This is a genomic window from Anaerocolumna sp. MB42-C2, from assembly GCF_030913705.1.
Classification (GTDB): Bacteria; Bacillota; Clostridia; order Lachnospirales; family Lachnospiraceae; genus Anaerocolumna.
This window is the reverse complement of the sequence record NZ_CP133190.1, coordinates 6,341,952-6,365,148: the sequence shown is the minus strand read 5'-3', so window position 1 is coordinate 6,365,148 and position 23,197 is coordinate 6,341,952. Positions and strand designations below refer to the sequence as shown.

Below are 23,197 nucleotides of genomic sequence, written 5' to 3'. Positions count from 1 at the left end.
TAAAAAGGATAAGATGTTTTTATGCAAATAAGTGATATTTCGTCTATTATATAAAATATGTCTGACTACCGGAGCTGACCGCTGTTATTTCAGAATCCAAACCCTACCCGCTTAAAGGAAAAGAGTTATGTTTTCGTCTTTACAAAAACATAACTCTTTTCTTTCCATTATTTATCCAGTTTGATTTTAGCAAATGCATCTGCAAACGCATTGTTGACAGGTTCTTTCGAATCCTTTTTTAATTTATTCATATAATTTGCAACATCTCTTTTGGTTACTCCGGCTCCTTCCCTCTCCCGTCTGTCTTTAAATGCAGTCAGCTTTTCTTTATAACCGCAGACACAGGTAAATATCTGCTTCTCCCCTTTTCCCTGCAATTCCATTTTTTTGTGGCATACCGGACATCTTGCGTTACTGGTTCTTGAAATAATTTCTTTATGTCCGCAGTTCCGGTCACTGCACACAAGCATCTTATTGTTTTTATTCGTAACGGAGAGCATCTTCTGACCGCAAACAGGGCATTTGGTATTGGTCATGTTATCATGACGGAATTTACCGTCACTTTCTTTAATTTCAGAAACAATCTCTTTTGTATAAGTTACCATCTCCTCCATTAACTCCTGCTGCCGCAATTTTCCCTGAGCTATCTTGGATAATTTCATCTCCAACTGGGCTGTCAGTTCAGGCTTTTTTAGATCTTCAGGTACCAATTCCAATAACTGCTTTCCTTTTGAAGTAATGAAGATTTCTTTGCCCCGTTTTTCTATTAAAAAAGTATTAAAAAGCTTCTCAATTATGTCTGCACGTGTTGCAACAGTACCAAGTCCCCCGGTCTCTCCCAGTGTTTTTACTACCTCTTTATCTCTGTCATCAAGAAAATGCACCGGGTTTTCCATAGCAGAAAGAAGACTTGCTTCATTAAACGGCGACGGAGGAGCTGTTTTCCCTTCCGTTATGATAAATTCAATCTTGTTTAGCACTTCCCCTTTCTCTGTCTTTAATACTCTTTCTTCTTCCTCCTCTGTTATACTTTCATAAACCGCTTTATAACCTAAATCTTTAATCACTTTTCCTTTAGCAATAAATTCTTCCTGCTCCACCTTAACGATAACTGATATTTCATCAAATTGACAGGGTGGATATAAAACTGCCAAAAACCTTCTTACCACAAGATCATAAATCTTTCGCTCATCCAGGCTCATATTGTCCAGACGAACAAATTCTTCAGTAGGAATAATTGCATGATGATCACTTACCTTACTGTCATCCACAAAAGAGGAATTGGTCGAAATCGGCTTCTTCGCTAACTTTCCTGCCAGCAGCTTGTATGGACCGACACTGACTGATTCTATTCTTTCCTTAAGTGTTCCCACGATATCGGAAGGCAGATATCTGGAGTCGGTTCTGGGATAGGTCAGAACTTTATGATTCTCATAGAGTCGCTGCATAATATTTAAAGTTTCTTTTGCTGAAAAATCAAATAATTTATTTGCATCCCGCTGTAACTCCGTTAAATCGTAAAGTCCTGGTGCATATGTTTTCTTACCGGTTATTTTAACGTCGGTTACTATACCCTTTTTTCCATTCACTTTCCGGTATATTTCTTCTATCCTGGATTTATCAAAAACAGACTTCTCTTTTGTTGTTTTATCTCTCCAGGTGACTGTCATTTCTTTTGTTTTTCCCATAAGTCCATAATATGGTTTCGGAATGAACGATTTTATTTCCTCTTCTCTTTTTGCAATCATGGCCAGAGTTGGAGTTTGAACTCTTCCACAGGAAAGACTTGCATTATACTTACATGTCAGTGCCCTGGTTGCATTCATACCTACAATCCAATCGCTTTCTGCTCTGGCAACAGCTGCCTTATAAAGATTTTCATATTCCTTTCCATCCTTTAGTCTGTTGAACCCTTCTCTAATTGCTTTATCGGTAACAGAGGATATCCATAATCTTTTAATCGGTTTTTTGTTATTTGCCTTGTTAAGTATCCATCGGGCAACCAGCTCCCCTTCCCGACCGGCATCGGTAGCTATGATAATATCCGATATGTCCTTTCTGTGAATCTGATTCTTAACCACCTGGTACTGCTTACCGGTTTGTTTGATAACAACCAGTTCAAATTTTTCAGGAAGCATGGGAAGATGCTCTATCTTCCATTCTTTATATTTTTCATCGTAACTCTCCGGATCAGCCAAAGTGACAAGATGCCCCAATGCCCAAGTAACTACATACCTTTCCCCTTCCAGGACTCCGTTATTATTTCTCGAAGATTTCAGAACTCTTGCTATATCTCTTGCAACAGATGGTTTTTCAGCAATAATTAATGATTTCATGTATACCTCATTTTCAATCAATTTTTGTATTTTTGTCAATTAACTTTTTATAACTACAATAAAAATATCCGTAATATGATGGAGTTCTCCAAGCATTACAATTAAAGGAGAAACTCCGATTTAAGCAACCGGATATCCGCTTCTATACTATAATACAATATGTTCCAGAAAATTGAAATTATAAATTTCTTCTATTTCATCTTCATACAGCGGTTTACTGAATAAATAACCCTGTATATAATCACAGCCACCGTCTTTTAAACGCTTAAACTGCTCCAGTTGCTCAATTCCCTCTGCTATAATGACCAGTTCTAAACTATGGGCCAAAGCAATCAGACTATTCATCACCCGTAAGTTATCTAAACCCAGAAATTTTTCACATAGAGTTTTATCCAGTTTTATTTTATCCACTGGTATAAAAGTCAAATAATTCAGAGATGAATACCCGGTACCAAAATCATCCAAAGCCATTCTGACACCAATTTTCTTTAACTGATTTAAAAAAACTATCGTATTGGCATCTTGTTCCAGCAATATACTCTCGGTGATTTCAATTTCAAGATACTCAGGTGCTACCTGATACTGATCAAGGGTTTCTCTTAAGAAAGCTAGATAACCGTAATCATTTATCTGTTTACTGGAAAAATTAACAGCAACGGACTTTGGTTCATATCCTTTCTCTTGCCAGATTTTAATTTGTCTTATAGCCTGCTTGGTAACCCATCTGCCGATTTCTTTAATAAGTCCGGTCTCCTCTGCAATGTTTATGAATTTATTCGGAGGAATCGAATAATTTTTAAGCCTCAACAATGCTTCAAATCCAATAATTTCTCCTGTTATAACATTTACCTGGGGCTGGTAAGCTAAAGAAAAACCATCATTTTTGATAGCTTCTCTTAAAATAACCTCTATATCGGTTCTATGTTTTAATTCATCTAACATATCCACATTAAAAAACATGAAATTATTTTTCCCGCCATGCTTCACTCTATACATAGCCGTATCCGCATTCATTAATAACTGGTTTATATTATCACTATCCTCCGGAAAACGTGTGATTCCTATGCTGAATTTTACAAAATTTTCTTTTTGGTATAAAACCAAAGGTTCGTCAAATAATTGCATGATTTTTCGAACATAGGATTGTATCTGCATGGAACCATCTTCACCTGATATTAATATTAAAAATTCATCTCCTCCAAATCGTGAGATAAATAGTTTATCATCCATTAAACCGGATAATTTCTGAGATATTTCCTGCAGCATCTTATCGCCATATATATGGCCCAAAGTATCATTGATACTTTTAAAATCATCTATATCAAGTAAAAGAATCGACCCCTGTTTCTTTTGTGATAATTCCTCCTCTAACTTATTCATAAACTCCCTTCGGTTAGGAAGATCCGTCAGATAATCATGTTTTGCCAAGTATTCGATATATTCCTCCTGACCTTTCGACCTGGTTATATCCAATATTATACCATGAATAATCCTTAAATTACCATTACTGTCTTTCAGCCCTTTTCCTCTTACCAACAGCCATCGTTTTTTATTATCATAATCTGTAATTGATATTTTTATATGAATCTCATCTTTTAATCCCTCTTTATAACTATGAAATTCTTTCAGCAGTTTCTCTTGCTCAACGGGATCGAGCAGCAATTCAAATACTCTCTGAATTTCCTCCTGCTCTTTTATAGACTTGTTAATATCACTAATAAACTGAGGGGAGATATTCATTACCCTGGTGTCCAGATTATATTCCCAGACTGCACTGTCCGTACTTTCAATTGCAATACTGTATTTCTGATTTAAGGTTTCTATTTCCTCAGTATGTTCCTGTATGGTATCATACTGGGCTCTTAATTCTTCTTCAGAAGCAGTTAGTTCTTCAAAGGTCTGAGTTAGTTCCTCATGGCTTTCCTGTAATGCTTTTTCGGTTTTTCTTTGCTTTAAGTTGTCTATAATTAAGATAATAACAATAGCAACCAGAAATAATAGTACTATAAGTGTATTTATTACAAGTGTTTTATAAACTTGAAAAAAACTTTCTTTCTTATTGATATAAACAGCATCTTTTGGAAGCACAGCCTTATCAATCTTATATTTTTTGATCAGATTGTAATCAAACGTATATACGCTGGGACTGTCCGTAATGATATTAATGGATTTAACAGGCGTTCCGTCAAAAACCTTATTCACTATCTTAGCAGCTATTCTTCCGGCTTCAAGATAAGATACCATCTTACCTCCTAAGATTCCCTGTCCGACACCTCCTACTTCTGCTCTGAGTACAGGTATGTGGGTATGTTCCCTAATCAAATCAACAGCCTCCGGTATAGTAAGTGTTGCACCGGTCTTATCCGTGTACATGCTTAAGTATAACAGTATAGTATCTTCGCCTATACTTTCTAAAACATCCTCCATTTCTTTAAAAGTATAATCCGATGCATTAATTTCTTCAAAGGTTAACTGTTTAAATATATCCTTATTTTTATAGAATTGTACCCAGTCACCTTGACCGGTCAGGGTATCGTCAACTATCGCTGCTACTTTTTTAGCTTTTTTGTTAATTTTTAATCCTAATTCTATATTATCCTTTAACGACATCTCTTCTATAATACCGGTAATATATTTATTATCCCAGGCACGCTTGGCCCTGTTATAGTCATTCACTCCCAGGAAAACGATGGGCAGCCCATGAAATAAATCGTTCTGATAATCCATGGCAAATTGTAATGCATTATCATCACCTACTATAATGGCATCATAAGGTTTTAGATTATGAAGCTTATACTTTAATAAATTATAAAATAGCCGTTCGTTCTCTTTGGTGTCAAACCGTTTCGTATCCATATACTCCACATCCAGCTGTATATTAAGCGGAGTAAAAACTTCCCTCATACCCTTTATCTCATCCGGGATACTTAAAAAACTTTCACTATAGGAACTGATAAATAAGACATGTTTATCAGTTTCACTGCCAGAAACCGTATTGGAGCCAGAAACATCATAATTGAGTAAGAAAAAGACGATAAAAATTGGCAGGAATAGTAAAAACTTTGCAGACAAATGTAATTTTCTCATTAGCGTCCCCCCCGATCGAAACAATATAATATTTAATTACATATTATACCATAATATTCCTGTTTTCGCCACAGAAAAAATAAATTTGACACAAGTGATTTGTCTGCAATAGAGGTTTCAGCATATTATTTTATCAATATAACTCCCTTTAATATTTTTTTTCACAATAATCTGCTTATCAATCCGTTCTTTCAGTTCATCCACATGAGATATAATTCCCACCATACGGTTTCCAAGGGTAAGATTCGTCAATGTAGAGATAGCTTGTTCCAGCGCTTCCGTATCCAGTGAACCAAACCCTTCATCCACAAACATGGTTTCAATTTCAATTCCACCGGAATGATTCTGTATTATATCGGAAAATCCTAACGCCAAGGATAAGGCCGCCATAAAAGATTCCCCGCCGGATAAGGATTTTACAGTCCTAAGCTTACCGGTCCAGGTATCCAGCACGTTTAATTCAAGTCCACTTGCACTCTTAAGATTACCTTCCTCTTGTCTCATTAACCGATATCGCTTACCGGACATTTCATAGAATCTTTTGTTTGCTTCCTGGATAATCTGTACAAAATAAGCCGCCTGAACATAAGTCTCAAAGCTTATTTTCTGCTTACCCTCAAGTCTTCCATTCGCTGTTTTGGACATGGCACTAACCTCTAAATATTCTTTGTTTTTTTCTTCCCTGATATTTTCAATCTCTTTTATATGAATCAAAGCACTTTTATTCGCTGATATTCTGGTGTGTACCTCTTTTTGCATTTTTTCTAATTGCGTCCGGTTATCTTTTAACAAATTTAAGTTATTTCTAATTTCTTCTAAGTCCACTCGTTCTTTACCGTAGGTCTTTTCTTTTAACTTATCTAATTGAGCCTTTATTTCCTGTTTCGCAAGCTCATATTTTTTACATAGGTCTTTCATATTATCAATTTCTTCCTGAGATAATAAAACTTCTCTATACGCCTCTTCTGTCTTAAAACCATTCTCTTTCAGTTTTAGTGAAAATTCTATGGCGGTTTTGCCTAGAGATTTCTTTGAACTTTCATACTGGATCGTAAATTCTGATAACAAACTAATTGCCGTCTTGTATCCGTTATCTGCTTTATGGAATTCATTTTCGGTTTCTAGATATTTCTTTTTTAATTCTGCAAGTTCAGCCCTTTTCTCAGATATTTTTGTATTTGCTTTTTCTAAAGAATCAAACTCAAGATTTTTCTTTGTTATTTCTATTTCTTTCCTGCAGGCGCTTAAATCGGCAGCTAATAAATTTCGTTTCTCCTTTAGTAAGGCTGATTTTGAATTATAGTCTTCTATACTCTCTAAGGCTTTTTTTATCTCAGTTTCACAGATTTCTTTTCTGTCACATTTACTTCTTAACAACACCTCTTCTGCTTTTAACACCTGTATTTTTGCTTCTGCTTCTGATATCAGTGTTTGTAAATAAAACTTTCTGTCCTTAAGGGTATGAAAATCTGTTTCATAAGTTATATTGTCCATGGACTCTTTTATTGTATCAAATCTGGTTTCATACTCTTTTTTGTATTCGCTTACTATTTTACCTGCCTTAAGCATTTCATCACTTAGTGTATCCCGTTTCACTTTCAAGTTATTTAGCTCTGCTTTTGTGGGAGCTTCCATAAGAAGCTGCGCTGCATTTGGATGATCCAGGGAGCCACATACCGGGCAGGGTTTTCCCTCCTCCAAAGTTTTCGCTAGTATTCCGGCCTGCTCTCTTAAATAAGCTCTCTGCTTCCGCTCAAATTCCAGATTACACTCCTCATATCTTTCTTCTGCCAGTAAAAATGCTTTCTTATACTTTTCTACCGCCTCTTCCAGTGTAATTAATTTGGAAACATTGCTTTCCATTTGCTTCATACGGTTTTTAGCAGTTTCTTCTTTTTCCAGTGCACCGATACACTTTAGGTGTTTAATCGGACTATCCTTTATTGTATCCAGTTCAATTAGATACTTCTGGTATAATTTCTGAACTTCTGTAACTTTTTCTGATATGGATGAAATTGTATCATCTAATTGATTCCCGGTATTAAAATATTGTTTTTCTCTCTCAATAAGTGTATTTAGAGTATCATAAAACGGAAGACTTTCTTCTAAATTGTTAATATATAAGTTAAGGCTGTTTCTTAAATCGTTTTTATTATATTCTTCTTCATATTGTTTTTTAGCCAATAAAAGCCTGTTTTCAAATAAATCCTTGTCTTTATTTGCAGACTTAATCTTTTCTGACAGCTGGTTTAATATTACCTCTTCCCGATTTTTTGCGTCTTCCAGAGGTTTTACATAGGACAATGCCCTTTGTCCGACTAATCCCTTCTGTTCCAGTGCTTTCATTTCATCTTTCTTTAGCTCCAACTCATCTTTTCTGCACTGAAGTCTCTCTTTTTCCTCCAGATTTTGGTTCAGGGTTCTTCCCAAAACTTCTTTTTTAATAAACTTTTCTTTTTGTTTATCTACTGAAACCATTTTCTCGTTAACATCATCTAAGAACCGGTTATCTTCATCTATTATTAAGATAAGATTATTAAGAATATCTGAAATAAAATTTATATTTTTACTGCTTTTATAAGATTCAATTTTTTGAAAATACTCTGATTCTTCAAGACATCTTATACCGTCTATGTATTGCTGCAGACTTTTTTCCATATCTTCATTTTCGTTTTTTAAAAGTACTTCCTTTTCTCTTAATTTAGCGGAAAATAGTTTATATAACTCCGTATTAAAAACTTTCTGTAATATTTCATTTCTTTTATCATTATCTGCCAGCAGCAGTTCTAAAAATTCACCCTGAGCAATCATGACAATCTGCTTAAACTGATCATAACCCAATCCGCCTAAGATTTCTGATATAATTCTTTTCACCTCATTACGGTTATCAATCTTCTTTCCGTCCGGTAACAGTATGGATACTCCTTTTTTCTGTTCCGCAACTCCTTTGCCCCTGTCGCTTTTCCTGGTCTGGTCGGGATAACGGTTAATGGTATAATTTAGTCCCTTATGGGTAAAGGTTAAAGTAACTTCCGTAAACACCTCAAGAGTAGCAAAATCACTTCTTACTGAATTTACTTCCCTGGTAAGTCCGCTGGTTTTTTCAAATAAAGCATAGGAAATGGCATCAAATATGGTTGTCTTACCTGCCCCCGTATCGCCTGATATAAGAAAAAGTCCGGATGGTCCCATCTTTTCAAAATCAATGGTTACAGTACCTGCATAAGGACCAAAAGCACTTATCATAAGTTTCTGCGGTTTCATTCAATCTCACCTCCAAGCTCTGTAAATAAATCCAATAATAATTTTCTTTGGATATCATTTAATTCAACATTGTTTTGATTTTGGTAAAATTCTTCAAATAAATCAAGTGGGTTTCGTTTCGTTACATCACCGGAGGCTGAGGTTTTAGAATTTTCATTGACTTTTGTTTTTGTGTTTTCCTTCTCCAGGATTAATACATTGCTATATACGGTTCTAAGTTTCCCGATCGGATCATAGATATCTTCCTCATCGGTTAATATGGCATGGATATAGTCATCACAGTTTTTACTTATGTATTTTTCATCATAAAGCAAATGATCCAGTTTATCTTTGATTACACGCAGATCTCGGATTGGATGCAAAGGTATCTGAGAGACCTCGATACTATTTTTATCGGTAATCTGAATACAGGTTACCGACTTTTTATGATTGCATTCGGAGAATGAGTATTTTAACGGAGTTCCGCAGTAACGTACCGTTTCCCGTCCAATTTTCTGAGGTCTGTGAATATGCCCCAGAGCCACATAATCAAAGGAATCAAATACCGCTGCATCGATATTATCAAGCCCTCCCACAGAAATAACTTCCGAATCCGAACGTTCCGGTTCTATTCCCTGATTTGTTACATATTGATGCGCAACCAGAATATTCCTCTGCTCCCGGTTTATCTCTGCTGCTTCTATAACAGCCTGTACTGCTTTTTCGTAGGTATCAAGATCCATTTCTTTTATAAAATTCGAAACGATGGATGGTTTTACATAAGGGAGCAGATAGATATTAATTTGACCGTATTCATCTGATAATGTTACCCGGTCCATTTTCCCTTTAAAAGCCCCTGCAATATAAATACTGTTTTTACCCATGATTTCTTTTCCAAAATTTAAACGTTCCGGTGAATCATGATTACCGCTGACAATAAAAACCTTCACGCTACGCTTTTCCAAATTTGTTAAAAAATCATCAAATAGATTCACTGCACTGGCAGGTGGAACACTTCTATCATATATATCACCGGCAATTAAGATTCCATCTGGTTTTGTATCATCAACGATACTGATAATTTCTTCTAATATGTGTATTTGATCTTCCGTAAAATCTGCTTCCCGCAGCTTCTTACCGATATGTAGATCTGATATATGTAAAAATTTCATGTAAATCCTCCTTTGTTCTGTTTTTATCATATCTCACCCATTAAATTAAGACAAGTATAAGTTAATGGTATAAAAAAGGAATTTAGCCCTCGAAACGTTATTTCTGACAAGAAAAAACAGTATCCGGTATAAGTAAATCCGAATACTGTTTATAAAATCACTTACCAACCGGCATACTAACGGATGCCTGTAATATCTTTAACCACTTCGCCGGCTATTATCAATCCGGCGACAGACGGTACAAAGGCAGTACTTCCCGGTATCTGTCTGCGCTCTGTACATTTCCTTTCGGCACCGGGAGGACAGATGCAATTACTTCTACAGCTGATTGACATATCGCTTAGCGGCTGTCTGGCCGGTTCTTTTGAATAAACGACCTTTAATTTTTTTACTCCGCGGACACGTAATTCCTTACGCATAACTTTAGCCAAAGGACATACGGAAGTTTTATAGATATCCGTTACTTCAAACTGTGTTGGATCCAGTTTATTTCCGGCACCCATACAACTAATTATGGGAATATTACACTGATTAGCCCGCATAACAAGTTCAATTTTGCCGGTTACCGTATCAATAGCATCAACAATATAAGTATATTCGGAAAAATCATATTGATCCGCTACCTCAGGTGTATAAAAGGTCTGATGGATATTTACAACAGCCTGTGGATTAATCTCAAGAATTCTATCTTTCATAACCTCAACCTTATATTTGCCTACGGTTTTCCTGGTCGCTATTATTTGTCTGTTTATATTGGTAAGACATACTTTATCATCGTCAAATAAGTCAAAGATACCTACTCCGCTTCTGGCTAATGCCTCTGCCGTATATCCTCCCACTCCGCCGATTCCAAATATGGCAACCCGGGACTGACTTAATTTGTCCATAGCTTCTTTTCCAAATAAAAGCTCGGTTCTAGAAAATTGATTTAACATGATTTACTCCTGTTCTATGATAAATTCCGGAAAGAATTTATTCCATTCCTATATATTCTATAAATTTAATCTGAAATATCATAGCATTTTATCTCTGCCCTGTCAATCGGATGAATCATAAAACAGGCATTTGCTGTTACAGTTTAGCCGAGATATCTATTTAACAATTGTTATGATTCTGCCTGATGCCAAATATCCTGACATTTGATTATTCTACCAGCTTTTTTACCAGTAAATACGGAGTTATTCACAACAATTTCGCCACCAAGGAAACATATTCTTTCCGCCATTCCTATCCCCTTCTTTGTATTTTTCACATTATTATAAATTATTCGGTCTGATTCTACAAGACGTGTTTTATGAAGAAGCGGTGATTTCTTTTAAATTTCCTCCCGAAAAATATAATTTTACCGCAGCTTCCCTTAATTTTCGAAACTGGTCAAAGGTTTTCCCCGCTTCTTCCGCATTGTGATAAACTTTCCAGTATCCGCAGAGTATATAATTTTCACCATTATTTTTTATAAACTCCTCCACATCTAATATCGGATATCCTAAAAAGATACCGACTTCATGAGGAAATTTAGCACTACTCCCATTTTTGAAACTCCGAAAACGCCTTTTTAAGTTACAAAGATTGTTATAAAAGTTATCTTCTCCCGGTAAATAACCATTTTGTAATAATATATCGTTATCACAAAATCTGTTAAATACTTCCGTTAATAGTTTGATATGATATAATATAATTAAATAAGCACTGTTACTTTCATATAGTATCTCATAATTGCATTGAAATTGTTCTGATTCCCTGTTTAAAACACTTAAAAAATGATTTTTATCTTCTATATACCTTTTTTGGAAACTAACCAAAGTTGAGGGTTTTGTTTTTAGTAATGTCGGCATGCAGCTATTGGCTAATATAAATACTACATAAGAGGTGATTTTATCTCCCCTCATACTAAAAATATCATTGCACATTTTATTATATGGTATCCTTTCTCTTCGTTATTATCTTTCAACCTGACATCTATGTGATTTTATTGAAAATGGTTCTCATTTATATAATATTTACTATCTTAAATAATTAGAGTAATAATTGTCAATAACACAAATGAGAACATTTATCATTTACATGAATTAATGGTTGAAACTGTTACCCGTCTAATATCATCTGCAATTCTTATAAAATTATGATTATAATATTATTAGGATTCGCCCAACAAAAACCAAATTTTATTTTGGTGCAGTTCAACACCTGTGCCATTCTCCAGTAACCCTTTACCTCTGCGGACCTCTCGTGACAAGCCAGAGCTTTACCTAATCCTTTCTTCAGATTCCACCTCGCGTGGACACCCTTGGCTTCGGCTATCCTCCCCATTGCCGAGCGGATTGGAGACTTTCACCCATTAGAACGTGTGCCCACCTGGCATGCAAAAAAATTAAGGAAACCCCAATTTTAAGGTTCCCTTAATCTGTTTCATATTTTCAAAGAAAATTTAATTAATTCTCTTTCGATAATAGTCAAAAGATGTCTCAACTATAAATCCCAGCTTTTTATACAATTTAAAAGCTCTATCGTTACTACTGTCTACCTCGATTGTTATGTTATCTTTTTCAGAACTTTTTAATTTTTTCAGTAGCAGCTTCATAATAATTTGTCCATAACCCTTTCCTTGATATTGGGGTGTAATTCCGAGTCCAAAGATAGATACTTCGTCATTTTCAATACCAACGGAAACCATACCAATAATATTACTACCTAACACTGCCATATATTGTACTCTATTATATGAATTAAAAGTTTTAGTAATCAAGCTTTTGGCATCGTCATAATTATCATGAAAAATCTCCTGGCTCAAATGAATGATAGTTTCTAAATCCTTTTGTTTTGCTTTCTCTAACATTATTTCAGGTAACTGCTCTATGCCTGTCTCAATTAATGAGTCTTTATACCTTAAAAAGTACTCTGTAAATTCTAATTCTGCCTTTAAGCCTTTAATTGCTTCTATTCCTTCTTTTGATTGCGGTTCACATACAAGTATTATATCCGATATATTGTAAAACTTTAATTCCTGTATAACCTCACTAAGTAAACTTTTGAAATATCCTTTCCTCCTGTATTCAGGTAAAGTATACGCTGAAAGCTCTGCCTCTTCACTTGTCGGAGTGAAAACTGATATAAGGCTAACTAACTTGTCATCCTTATAAAGCAGAAATAAACTTTTCATTTCTGGATTAAAATTTATTGAGGTATCAAGAAATATATAACCATTTAACTTATCATATTCTTTACAGATCGTTTCAACTGCTTTTATTTCTTTGATAATTTCTTCATTTGGAACGCTATATTTTTTAATCAATATTTTTATTTCCTCACTATTTCTTAAGTAAGCTCTTATAATACAGAGTTTTTACTTAAATTAACTGCTGTCTTTGCTTTCTCAAACTTATCTCTGCCTATGTGGCAGTAGCCATTTGGATTTTTATCCAGATACTTTTGATGGTATTCTTCTGCTAAATAATAGTTCCTTAAAGGCAACACTTCAATTGCGATAGGTTTGTCATATTGTTTTTGAAGTTCCGCGATAGATTTTTTTATCACTTCATTATCCGCTACATCAATATAATAAATACCAGTACGGTACTGTGTTCCGGAATCCGCACCCTGTTTGTTTATTGAAGTAGGGTTAATTACGTCATAATACAGGCTAAGAATAAAGGTAAGGCTTATGATTTCAGGATCATAAGCAACTCTGACCGTTTCTGCATGTCCGGTATTATTATGACATACCTCTTCATAAGTTGGATTTTCTGTATTCCCATTGGCATAACCCACATCAGTTTTTATAATTCCTTTAATGCCGGATAAATATTTCTCTGTTCCCCAAAAACATCCTCCTGCTAAATATATCAGCTTGTTTTTTGAAACATTTTCCTGCTGCATAATAATGCTCCTTTCTTTCTTAAATAAACCTTATGTCTGCATCATATATCACGCTTTCCAGGTTGTCAAGAAATAACAGAATAGTATTTCTTTATCTGAATTATAACCACATTTTTCCACCTTTTCTCAATAAAAATTCACATTCAAAAATACTCTCTTGCTTTCAGAATAATTAAAAGTTATACTTGTAATATATTTTATTTTACAAGTTGTACAATAAAACGTCTTAAATCGACAACATTTTTGGAGGTTTATATTGAGAGAAATCGATTCTATGGCAGTGAAAGCATCCACTGACAATGATATGCTTAACCTTTTTATACAACAAAATGAATATTACATAATAAAGTGTGTCTCTGCAATAACCCACCGATTTATAACCAAAAGTGATGATGAATGGTCCATTGCTTTGCATGCATTTACTGAAGCCGTACAAGGTTATCAATTTGAAAAAGGGAGTTTTTACAGTTATTCTGAATTGGTTATTCGAAGACGGCTTATCGATTATTACAGGTCCCAGGAAAAATATCAGCAGGAAGTATTTGTGGACCCAGTTATTTTTGAAACTGAGCCGGAGGAAGAAACCGATAATATCTCCGTACATCTGGCTGTGGTAAAACAGGTTACGGTAGAAAAGGATGACAGTCTCAAACTGGAGATAGCTGCTGCAAATGAGACCCTATCCCATTATGGCTTTACTTTTTTTGAACTGACGGACTGCTCCCCTCATTCCCAAAAAACAAAATCAGCCTGTGCGAAAGCAATAACTTATATTATGAGCAATCCTTTATTTAAACAGGACTTATTTAATACAAAACAATTACCACTAAAAATTATTGAAAAAAATACAAAAGTACCCCGAAAATTATTAGAACGACACCGAAAGTATATAATAGCAGCAGTAGAGATACTATCCGGAGAGTATCCACACCTAGCAGAATATCTGCTATACATCAGAGAGGAGATTGGTAAATGAAATCCGTTGTTGTAGAAATTAGAGATGACTTTGCAGCAATCCTGACTGATGATGGCTGTATAACGAAAATTAAAAACCATAATTATACGATTGGGCAGGTGATTGAACTGAAAAAAAATACAATATTCAAAACGAAAAAATTCGCAGCCTGTGCTGCGGCCACAGTCTTAGTTTTACTCGGTCTTAGTGGCGGCTTTGCATATGCCAGTCCTTATACCTACGTGAGTCTTGATGTAAATCCATCCATCCAATTTACAGTAAACCGCTTTGACCGTGTATTACGTGTTAAGGCTGTAAATGATGACGGTGAAGAAATCCTGAAAGAAATACAGCTAAGTGATTTAGAAAACCAAACAATAAATCAGGCTTTAACCTCAACAGTTGGCCAAATTGCTGAAGAGGGATATTTCGACGTAACTGCGGAGGGTGGTCTTGTTATTACCACTGCCGGTGAAAATAATGATAAATCCGAGGAAATGGCTGAGGACCTTAAAGAAAGTGTTGAAAAAACCCTAAAGGAAACCGATAAAGTTGTTGAAGTAGAAGCAATCAGTGTTGGATTGGAACGAGTAAAAGAAGCAGCCAAATTAGGAGTAACTCCCGGAAAATTAAATCTTGTCCAAAAATTAATTGCAAGTTCTGAAAATCCGGACAGCATAGTTTTGGAAGAATGGCTGAATAAACCAGTAAAAGAAATAATGAGTGCCATTAAAGCGAATAAAAAGGCTGCTAAAGCAGACATATCTGTTACAGACGGGCAGATAACTGCAGAAAGCGGTTCTGCATCGGAGAAGGAAACCACTGATTCAGAAGATGGTAATACCACTGAAACTACGGATGAAACATCTGCCATTGCTAATGCCTTTGATTCAAATTCAGAAGCAGTATTAATTACTGATGAAACCGATTCTGAAGATGTTTCCATAGAGGCAGAAAAAACTGCCGAACAAAAAGCTGCCGAGAAAGCTGCTAAGGATAAAAAGAAAGCGGATAAAACTGCTGCAAAAGAAATTTCCAAAACTTCAAAAGAGACAGAAAAAATAACTGCCGCATCTGCAAGAGAAACTTCCAAAATAAATAAGGATTCAAAAAAAGCTAAAGAAACTGCAGAAAAAGAAGTCGATAAAGCTAAGGAAGCTGCGGAAACAAAAGCTGATAAAGCTAAAGAAGCTGCGGAAAAAGAAGCTGATAAAGCTAAAGAAACTGCGGAAAAAGAGTCTATAAATAAGGACAAGTCTTCTGTCGCAAGTAAATCCGTTAGTGGTGATATTAATCAGGAATTATCAGTTGAAAGCTCAGCAAATAAAGATAATAAAGATTTTAAAGAAGATACAAAATCTTCCTCAGTATCAAAATCTGATAAAAATGATTCTAAATCAGAGAATAAAAGCAATAAATCAAAAGGTAATTAGGAAGTCATTTTAAATAATACTCCCCAGCTCACCTAATAAAATATTTATTTTTCTTCCTATTACATAGGGGCTGACGCAACAGGTTTTATTATTGCGGCAGCCCCATTTTTATTTGTTATTTTTAAAGTAATCCGGATATTGTTTCTTTAATTCTTCTTCATCTAATTTATATCTGGTTAAATGTTTTGTAATGATACTTTTAGCTGATTCTTTATCTTTTTTTCTGATAGCATTGACTAAACTACGGTGGTCCGAGATATTCTTGGAATCTTTTATTACAGAAAGACTTAATCTCCTCACCCTGTCAAAATGAGTCATCATACCACCTAATAAATCATACGTAAACTGCTTATTACTGATTAAAAACAACAATTCATGAAATTCGTTATCTAACTGAAGCAATTTGTCTTTTGCATTGTGTTCCAGATAAAAATCCTGTAATCTAAGGTTTTCATCCAAAGCAAGAAAATTAGTATCATCTGCATTATCACAAGCTGTTTCAACCATCGCCTGTTCTAAAATTAATCTGACAAATCTTGCTTCATCAACTAACTGATTGTCAATCAGGGAAATGAAACTTCCTCTTTGAGGATATATTTCAACTACTTTAAGTTTACTTAATTCAATCAGAGCTTCTCTGACGGGAGTTCTGCTGATACCCATCTCTTCTGCCAGCTCATTTTCGCTAACCATACTGCCGGGAACAAGATCTAATGAAATAATATTATATTTTATAACCCTGTAAGCATATTCCCTTGCTGTTTCTTTGCCGTTTCTTTCCAAAATGTACATGATATTCCCTCCGAATTCATGTTATTATAAAAGAACCAGCTAGTCAAGATACTTTTTAAGTGTATTCCGAACGGCTCCAGGTCCCTGTATTAGTTCAGTAAAAAAGCTTTCCACCTTATAACCCAGACCTGCTTCATATAAATCAATTCCGAATATAGATTTATTGCTAAGTATTCCTTTCACTATTTCATGAATTCCCTCTTTATCCCCTAATTTAATCTGTTCCATAACCGGTGTTAAATCAGAAAGCATAGGATCAGGACTATAGGTGAACGGCTTTCCCTGATCATCAATACCACAAAGGTACCTAAGCCAACCGGCTAATACTAATGGAATAAATGTCAGATTCTCTACATTCAAATGTTCATTTTCAATGTATGCTTTCATCGTTTCCCCAAACCTGATGGCCAGCTTCTGGGAAGTATCACAGGCAATTCTCTGTGGTGTATCGGGCATAAAGGGATTTGGAAATCTGACACTTAAAACCTCCTTAAGAAAAGCTTCCGGGTTTATAATTCCCGGATTAGATACCACCGGCATTCCCTCAACATACCCTATTTTATTTATTAACGCTGACAGTTCTTTATCTTTCATTTCATCTGAAATTTTATCATAAGATAATAAACAGCCGAAGATAGCCAAGGAGGTATGCAGGGGATTTAAACAGGTACATACTTTCATCTTTTCAACTTTATCTACAATTTCTTTATTAGTAAAAATAATTCCGCCTTGTTCTAAAGGTAATCTTCCGTTTTTAAAGTTATCTTCGATAACAAGGTATTGCGGTTCTTCTGCATTTACAAACGGAGCAACATATGTATTTTTTGCTGTAATAACTACCGAAGTATCTTCAAATCCGACCGCCTCCAGCATATGAATTACTGATTCCGAGGGCCTTGGCGTAATTTTATCGATCATTGACCAGGGATATGAAATATTCTCCCGGACATAGTTATTAAACCCCTCTTCTACCATACCATTCTCGACCCATTTATCTGCAAAAGTCGTAACAGCTTCAAAAAGCCTGGTTCCATTATGGGAACAGTTATCCATACTGACTAAAGTTAAAGGTAATCTGTCAGCAAGATATCTCTCATATAATAATGCAGTTAATTTCCCGATATAGCTGACTGCCTGAGCAGGATCATGTTTAAAGTCCTCTAACACGCTTGGGATAAATTCCTGTTTATCATTTTTTAAACTGTAACCCTTTTCCGTAATGGTAAAGGAAACTATTTTTAAACCGGGATTTTTAAAGATTTTTGTCAAGCGGTTCCAATCGGTCTTATTCTCTGTATCCATACAAAGGGATTCTGCCACACTACCAACCACTTTCTTAGCCAGGTTACCGTCAGGTTTTAATGTTACAAGCAAACTTAAGTTATCATATGTCCTATAACTTTTCTCAATAATTTCATAATCAAAACCCTCCGCTACAATGATTCCGGACTTTAATATTCCTTTATTCAGAAGCTCCTGGCATACTGCTGCCGGAAAAGCACGAAAAATATTACCTGCACCAAAATGAATCCACTCCGGATTTTTTAAGGTCTGTTCTATCATTTTATCACGGTTAAATTTGGGAAGTTCAAATCCTTTTTCTTCCCATTCTGACGTAATTCTTAATTCACTCTGTTTTAATCTCATATGTTTACCCCTTTTGATACCAATATTTAGTTAACAGACTTTTTATTATTCTTATCGTTCTTATCAATTGCTTCCCATAATCCGTTTAAATAGGATGCACCTAAAGCCCTGTCATACAGACCATATCCAGGCATAGCTACCTCATCCCAGATAGCACGTCCGTGATCAGGGCGAATCGGGCCATCATATCCAACTTCATATAAAGTTCTCATTATTTCATACATATCAAAAGAACCATCACTTGACAGATGTGCTGCTTCATCAAATTTGCCCGGAGCATGGTGAATTAAATTTCTTACGTGTGCAAAATGAATCCTGCCTTTTGCCGCACGAATAATTCCGCATATATCATTGTTAGGATTGGAGCCATATGAACCGGTACATAATGTAAGTCCGTTAAATTCAGCATCAACCGTATTTAACAACCTTATTACATTTTCTTTATTGGTTATGATTCTAGGCAGATTAAAGACCGGCCATGCAGGATCATCCGGATGAATTGCCATCATTATATTGTATTTTTCACATACAGGCTGTATTCTTCTTAAGAAATATATTAAATTAGAAAACAGCAGCTCATTATCTACACCTTTATACAATTCAAATAATTCTTTTACATGTGTCAGACGTTCTGGCTCCCAGCCAGGAAGTATAAAACCATTACTCTTGCCGTCTATCTGTCCGAATAATTTCTCCGGATCAATTTTGTCAATTAAATCCTGGTCATAAGATAATACCGTAGAACCATCCGGTCTCATTTTGGCCAGATCAGAACGAGTCCAGTCAAAAACCGGCATAAAATTATAGCAGACCATATGTATATCTGCTTTTCCCAGGTTTTCTAAGGTTGTAATATAATTATCGATATATTTTTCCTTTTCCGGAAGGCCGATTTTAATAGCATCATGAATATTAACACTTTCTATCCCGGCTATTTCAAGTCCACTAGCCATAACTTCATTTTTCAGTTCCAAAATTTTTTCGAAAGGCCATACCTCTCCTGCGGGTATATCATATAAAGTTGTTATTACCCCCGTAACTCCGGGTATTTGCCTTATTTGTTTCAGGGTAACAGAATCAAATCTGCTTCCAAACCAACGTAATGTCATATTCATTATAATATCCTCCGTTTTTATCTTGTATACTAGTATATATTACTTTACTCCTACTATCTTTTCTTGTCAAGAATAAAAACAGGGCTGCTGCTAAAAATTTAGCAACAGCCCTCCTCTGTCTAAACTTATTATGCTAATTTCAAAATATATAAGGAACTTACTACACTGCCCGGTGCAAGAATCGGGAATCCGATGGTCGCAAATGAATTATTTGATATGGTAAGAATTGCCGGAGCTTGAGTAACCTGTATAATAGCACTAATTTCAATAATATTGGTAGCAGCAAAAGCTCCTGCCGTTCCGCCGGGAACTGGTGTACCATTTAAATTAATGGATATTGAAGTTAAAGCTCCAATAACATCTGCAGTAAAGGATACCAGATAAAAACCCGGTTCTGTTAAAATAGTTTCTGTAGCATTTGGAAGAGTTATACCTGTTGGTACTGCCGGTACATTACCGCTTGCAAAAGTGAAATCATCTCCTCCAAGGATTGTAATGGACGGGTCAGTACTGTAACGATATACATAACTCGTTAAACCACCTGCCGGTCCTGGAGGTCCTGGAGGTCCTGCCGGACCTACTGGGCCGGTTGCTCCCGTTGGGCCTGCTGGACCGATAGGACCTACTGGGCCTGCCGGACCGGTCGCTCCCGTTGCACCTGGAGGTCCTGCCGGACCAATTGGACCTACTGGGCCGGTTGCTCCCGTTGCTCCTGGAGGTCCTGCCGGACCAATTGGACCTACTGGGCCGGTTGCTCCTGCCGGACCTGCCGGACCTGCAGGTCCGATTGGACCAATTGGGCCTACTGGACCGGTTGCTCCTGTCGCCCCTGTAGCTCCTGCCGGACCTGCTTCACCCTGTGGGCCTGCCGGGCCGGTTGCTCCTGCTGGGCCTGCTGGACCTGCCGGACCTGGAATTCCTGTCGGACCTGCAGGACCTGCTTCACCTTGAGGGCCTGCCGGGCCCACAGCACCGGTTGCTCCTGTTGCTCCCGTTAAACCAATAGGACCTTGTTCTCCCTGCGGGCCGGTTGGACCGATTGGACCTGGTGATCCTGCCGGACCGGTTGCTCCCGTTGCTCCCGTTGCTCCTGCCGGACCTTGTTGACCGGGAGGACCTGCCGGGCCTGCCGGGCCTCTAGGTCCCATAGGACCAATTAATCCTTGTGGACCTTGCGGGCCTTGCGGGCCTGGATGTCCGGGCGGTCCTGGTGGTCCTGGAGGTCCCGGAGGTCCGGGTGGACATGGCGGCCATGGCGGTTCCGGAGGACATGGTGGATATGGGGGTCTTGGGGAATCCGGCGGGCATTGGTTTGACGGGCCGGATGAGCGTCCCTGATTCCATGAATTCCCCATACTGGCAGCTGTTACAACAGATTTATCTACATTTAAATTATCACTTGAAGATATGGAAGTTGATGAATTGTGATCAGCGTTCATGCAAAAACTCCTTTCTGAATAGATCAGGATATATAATCCTTACAGTATAATAATATGGTTCTCGCATAAAAAAGGTGCAACAAAATTCATCATTATTCAATTTTATTTAACATAAGACCCAGCTCATTTTCCACCGGTTATACTAATCAGGATAAAGTATAAGAATGAAGCAGTTTTTCAAGCTTTTCAGCCTGGTTTATGAAATCATTACTCATAGCTGAACTTTCCTGTGAAGCTGCCGAATTCGTTTCAATAATATGTGCAATCTGTTTTAAATATGTCATTGATTCTTGTAATTTTTCTTCCTCTTTTTGTGAATTATCTGCTATACTTCCCATAACCTGGTTTGTTTTTTCGGATTCTGTAAGAATTAGTTGAAATTGATCTGCTGTTTCATTCGCTACCAAAACCCCATCTTTGATTGCATTAACCGTACCATTTATAAGTTCTGTGCTGGATCTAACCGCATCTCTGCATTCCGAAGCTAGTTTACCTATTTCGGCAGCAACTACTCCAAATCCTTTTCCCGTTTTACCTGCTCTTGCAGCTTCTATGGAAGCATTAAGGGAAAGTAAATTCGTCTGCTCCGCTATGGCTTCTATTACTTGAATAACCTTTGATATTTTACCGGAGTGTTCTGCAATTGCTTCCATTGCATGTTCCAATGCTGTCATATGGCTGTTGCCGAGTTGTGCCGCAGTCACTGTATTTTTAGATAACTCACGAATATATGCGGCATCTTTAACATTTTTACCGGTTAAAACAACAATATGTTGAATCTGTTCAGTCAATTGATTAATTGCGGACATTTGTTCCATTCCACCCTCTGCAACAATTTTGGCAGTCTGAGCGATTTGATCTGCCCCTGTTATTATCTGATCTGCAGTATCTGAAATTATTTGCATCATATTACGTAACGCGACTACAGTATTATTGAGTGAATTCTGAATCGGTTTAAAATCCCCTTCATATTCAATTGAGGCAAAAACGGTCATATCTTTTTCTTCCAGTTGTTTTACCGTATCCGTAATATCCGTAATATAATTTTTAAGTTTATGTACGGTTTCCATTACAGAATCACATAATTTTCCCATTTCATCTTCTGAGAATTTAACAATTTCTATTCCTAAATCTCCTTTGGATAAGGAACCCATTGCTTTCTCCAGTTTGACAATAGGTTCCGTAATACTTTTTAAGGTTAATTTCAATAAGTATATGCAGCTGCCCGCTCCTGTAAGAATTAAAAGAATAAATACAACTATACTTATACTAACAGTCTGGTCCGACTGTTTCATATAATCTTTACCATAGATTACAAAATTACTTTCAATATCACTCAGTTCTGTAACAATATGATCCAGTATAGGAACATAATCATTTTTATAGATATTATATATTTTATCCTGATCAAAGGAATTGGCGCTCTCTAATATCTGGCTTCGATACCGGTTACCTTTCTCAAATTCTAATTTTAAATTATTAACCGTTTCTATATTATCATTTTTAAGTAAACTTAAGGCATCTGATAATTTAGTAACACTTAACTCTAATGTATCGTATTCCTCCTCTGAAGCTTCAATATACTTTTTGCACAGTTCCTCTTTTTTAGTCATATAAGCCTTATAAATATTATTTTCTATATTTTTCATGGCTACCTGCGACCTTAGAACATTTTCCTCAACCGTATAAGGTCCCTCATAAAACCGATTTAATTTACTATCAATTATCTTCATATTAATTATACCAATTGTCACAATAAGTAAAGCAATAAATCCTATGTATAAAAAGGTCAGATTTAATCTTTTATAGATGGATAAATTTAAAAATTTATTCCGGTAATAGTTGATTCCTCTTATTTTTATCCCGCCCTGTCCTATTTGTTTACCGGCTTTTTTGTACTTTGCTTTTACTTTTTTCATAAGTTTTTCCCAACTTTCTTATCACTTATATTCTACTTTTTTCTTCTTCTCTCCTAATCAGAATATCAATTTTAAGTAAAGTGTGTATTTATGAATTGTTAAATTTATGTAAAGAAACAGAAAAAATACCCCGCAAATGAAGAAAGGACCTTGATGTAAAATTTACATTCACATCATGTCCCT

The 23,197-nt window shown here is 36.1% G+C and carries 15 protein-coding genes; 2 read left to right on the top strand and 13 right to left on the bottom strand.

Going from position 1 to position 23,197, the window contains the following annotated elements; translation table 11 throughout:
• Nucleotides 1-167: 167 nt before the first annotated feature.
• The 8 genes from RBU59_RS28250 to msrA form a co-directional block, all read right to left on the bottom strand.
• The gene (locus RBU59_RS28250) at nt 168-2,336 is read right to left on the bottom strand and encodes a DNA topoisomerase III (RefSeq protein WP_308145795.1); all 2,169 of its coding nucleotides are present in this window, start codon (nt 2,334-2,336) and stop codon (nt 168-170) included.
• A gap of 147 nt (nt 2,337-2,483) precedes the next feature.
• Complete coding sequence (locus RBU59_RS28245) at nt 2,484-5,423, bottom strand: EAL domain-containing protein (RefSeq protein WP_308145794.1); 2,940 nt, start codon at nt 5,421-5,423, stop codon at nt 2,484-2,486.
• Nucleotides 5,424-5,540: 117 nt separating this feature from the next.
• On the bottom strand, nt 5,541-8,687 hold the full coding sequence (locus tag RBU59_RS28240; protein WP_308145793.1) for an AAA family ATPase: 3,147 nt from the start codon (nt 8,685-8,687) through the stop codon (nt 5,541-5,543).
• Complete coding sequence (locus RBU59_RS28235; protein WP_308145792.1) at nt 8,684-9,838, bottom strand: exonuclease SbcCD subunit D; 1,155 nt, start codon at nt 9,836-9,838, stop codon at nt 8,684-8,686. Before RBU59_RS28235 ends, RBU59_RS28240 begins: the two co-directional genes overlap by 4 nt.
• A gap of 176 nt (nt 9,839-10,014) precedes the next feature.
• Complete coding sequence (locus tag RBU59_RS28230; RefSeq protein ID WP_308145791.1) at nt 10,015-10,773, bottom strand: tRNA threonylcarbamoyladenosine dehydratase; 759 nt, start codon at nt 10,771-10,773, stop codon at nt 10,015-10,017.
• Nucleotides 10,774-11,130: 357 nt separating this feature from the next.
• Complete coding sequence (locus RBU59_RS28225) at nt 11,131-11,748, bottom strand: DUF3793 family protein (protein WP_308145790.1); 618 nt, start codon at nt 11,746-11,748, stop codon at nt 11,131-11,133.
• Nucleotides 11,749-12,266: 518 nt separating this feature from the next.
• Nucleotides 12,267-13,130, bottom strand: coding sequence for a GNAT family N-acetyltransferase (locus tag RBU59_RS28220; protein WP_308145789.1), 864 nt, complete (start codon nt 13,128-13,130; stop codon nt 12,267-12,269).
• Between the two features lie 35 nt (nt 13,131-13,165).
• Nucleotides 13,166-13,714, bottom strand: a complete 549-nt coding sequence (gene msrA / locus RBU59_RS28215) for a peptide-methionine (S)-S-oxide reductase MsrA (RefSeq protein ID WP_308145788.1) — start codon at nt 13,712-13,714, stop codon at nt 13,166-13,168.
• Between the two features lie 256 nt (nt 13,715-13,970).
• Here msrA and sigI point away from each other — a divergent pair, with 256 nt between their 5' ends.
• The gene (gene sigI, locus RBU59_RS28210; RefSeq protein WP_308145787.1) at nt 13,971-14,690 is read left to right on the top strand and encodes an RNA polymerase sigma-I factor; all 720 of its coding nucleotides are present in this window, start codon (nt 13,971-13,973) and stop codon (nt 14,688-14,690) included.
• Nucleotides 14,687-16,102 carry an anti-sigma factor domain-containing protein gene (locus RBU59_RS28205; protein WP_308145786.1) on the top strand — a complete coding sequence of 472 codons (1,416 nt, stop codon included), beginning with the start codon at nt 14,687-14,689 and terminating at the stop codon, nt 16,100-16,102. The genes sigI and RBU59_RS28205 overlap by 4 nt, the downstream gene beginning before the upstream one ends.
• Nucleotides 16,103-16,210: 108 nt before the next feature.
• On the opposite strand, the gene RBU59_RS28200 is transcribed toward RBU59_RS28205, so the two are convergent.
• From RBU59_RS28200 to RBU59_RS28180, 5 genes are all read right to left on the bottom strand, one after another.
• Entirely contained in the window at nt 16,211-16,894 is a 684-nt protein-coding gene (locus tag RBU59_RS28200) for a GntR family transcriptional regulator (protein ID WP_308145785.1), read from the bottom strand.
• A gap of 39 nt (nt 16,895-16,933) precedes the next feature.
• Nucleotides 16,934-18,541 carry a mannitol dehydrogenase family protein gene (locus RBU59_RS28195; protein WP_308145784.1) on the bottom strand — a complete coding sequence of 536 codons (1,608 nt, stop codon included), beginning with the start codon at nt 18,539-18,541 and terminating at the stop codon, nt 16,934-16,936.
• A 26-nt stretch (nt 18,542-18,567) separates the two neighbouring features.
• A complete protein-coding gene (gene uxuA, locus RBU59_RS28190; protein ID WP_308145783.1) occupies nt 18,568-19,656 on the bottom strand; it encodes a mannonate dehydratase in 1,089 nt (362 codons plus the stop codon).
• A gap of 128 nt (nt 19,657-19,784) precedes the next feature.
• Nucleotides 19,785-21,095 carry a hypothetical protein gene (locus RBU59_RS28185; RefSeq protein WP_308145782.1) on the bottom strand — a complete coding sequence of 437 codons (1,311 nt, stop codon included), beginning with the start codon at nt 21,093-21,095 and terminating at the stop codon, nt 19,785-19,787.
• 146 nt (nt 21,096-21,241) lie between these two features.
• Nucleotides 21,242-23,014 (bottom strand): methyl-accepting chemotaxis protein, encoded by a 1,773-nt coding sequence (locus tag RBU59_RS28180; protein WP_308145781.1) that lies wholly within the window; start codon nt 23,012-23,014, stop codon nt 21,242-21,244.
• Nucleotides 23,015-23,197: the final 183 nt, after the last annotated feature.

Bases quoted from the DNA above. Each gene is read 5' to 3' on its own strand.
- msrA (WP_308145788.1), bottom strand. From the start codon at position 13,714: ATGCAGCAGGAAAATGTTTCAAAAAACAAGCTGATATATTTAGCAGGA.
- RBU59_RS28235 (WP_308145792.1), bottom strand. From the start codon at position 9,838: ATGAAATTTTTACATATATCAGATCTACATATCGGTAAGAAGCTGCGG.
- RBU59_RS28205 (WP_308145786.1), top strand. From the start codon at position 14,687: ATGAAATCCGTTGTTGTAGAAATTAGAGATGACTTTGCAGCAATCCTG.
- RBU59_RS28180 (WP_308145781.1), bottom strand. From the start codon at position 23,014: ATGAAAAAAGTAAAAGCAAAGTACAAAAAAGCCGGTAAACAAATAGGA.
- RBU59_RS28225 (WP_308145790.1), bottom strand. From the start codon at position 11,748: ATGTGCAATGATATTTTTAGTATGAGGGGAGATAAAATCACCTCTTAT.
- RBU59_RS28230 (WP_308145791.1), bottom strand. From the start codon at position 10,773: ATGTTAAATCAATTTTCTAGAACCGAGCTTTTATTTGGAAAAGAAGCT.
- uxuA (WP_308145783.1), bottom strand. From the start codon at position 19,656: ATGAATATGACATTACGTTGGTTTGGAAGCAGATTTGATTCTGTTACC.
- RBU59_RS28250 (WP_308145795.1), bottom strand. From the start codon at position 2,336: ATGAAATCATTAATTATTGCTGAAAAACCATCTGTTGCAAGAGATATA.
- RBU59_RS28185 (WP_308145782.1), bottom strand. From the start codon at position 21,095: ATGAACGCTGATCACAATTCATCAACTTCCATATCTTCAAGTGATAAT.
- RBU59_RS28195 (WP_308145784.1), bottom strand. From the start codon at position 18,541: ATGAGATTAAAACAGAGTGAATTAAGAATTACGTCAGAATGGGAAGAA.
- RBU59_RS28200 (WP_308145785.1), bottom strand. From the start codon at position 16,894: ATGTACATTTTGGAAAGAAACGGCAAAGAAACAGCAAGGGAATATGCT.
- RBU59_RS28245 (WP_308145794.1), bottom strand. From the start codon at position 5,423: ATGAGAAAATTACATTTGTCTGCAAAGTTTTTACTATTCCTGCCAATT.
- RBU59_RS28240 (WP_308145793.1), bottom strand. From the start codon at position 8,687: ATGAAACCGCAGAAACTTATGATAAGTGCTTTTGGTCCTTATGCAGGT.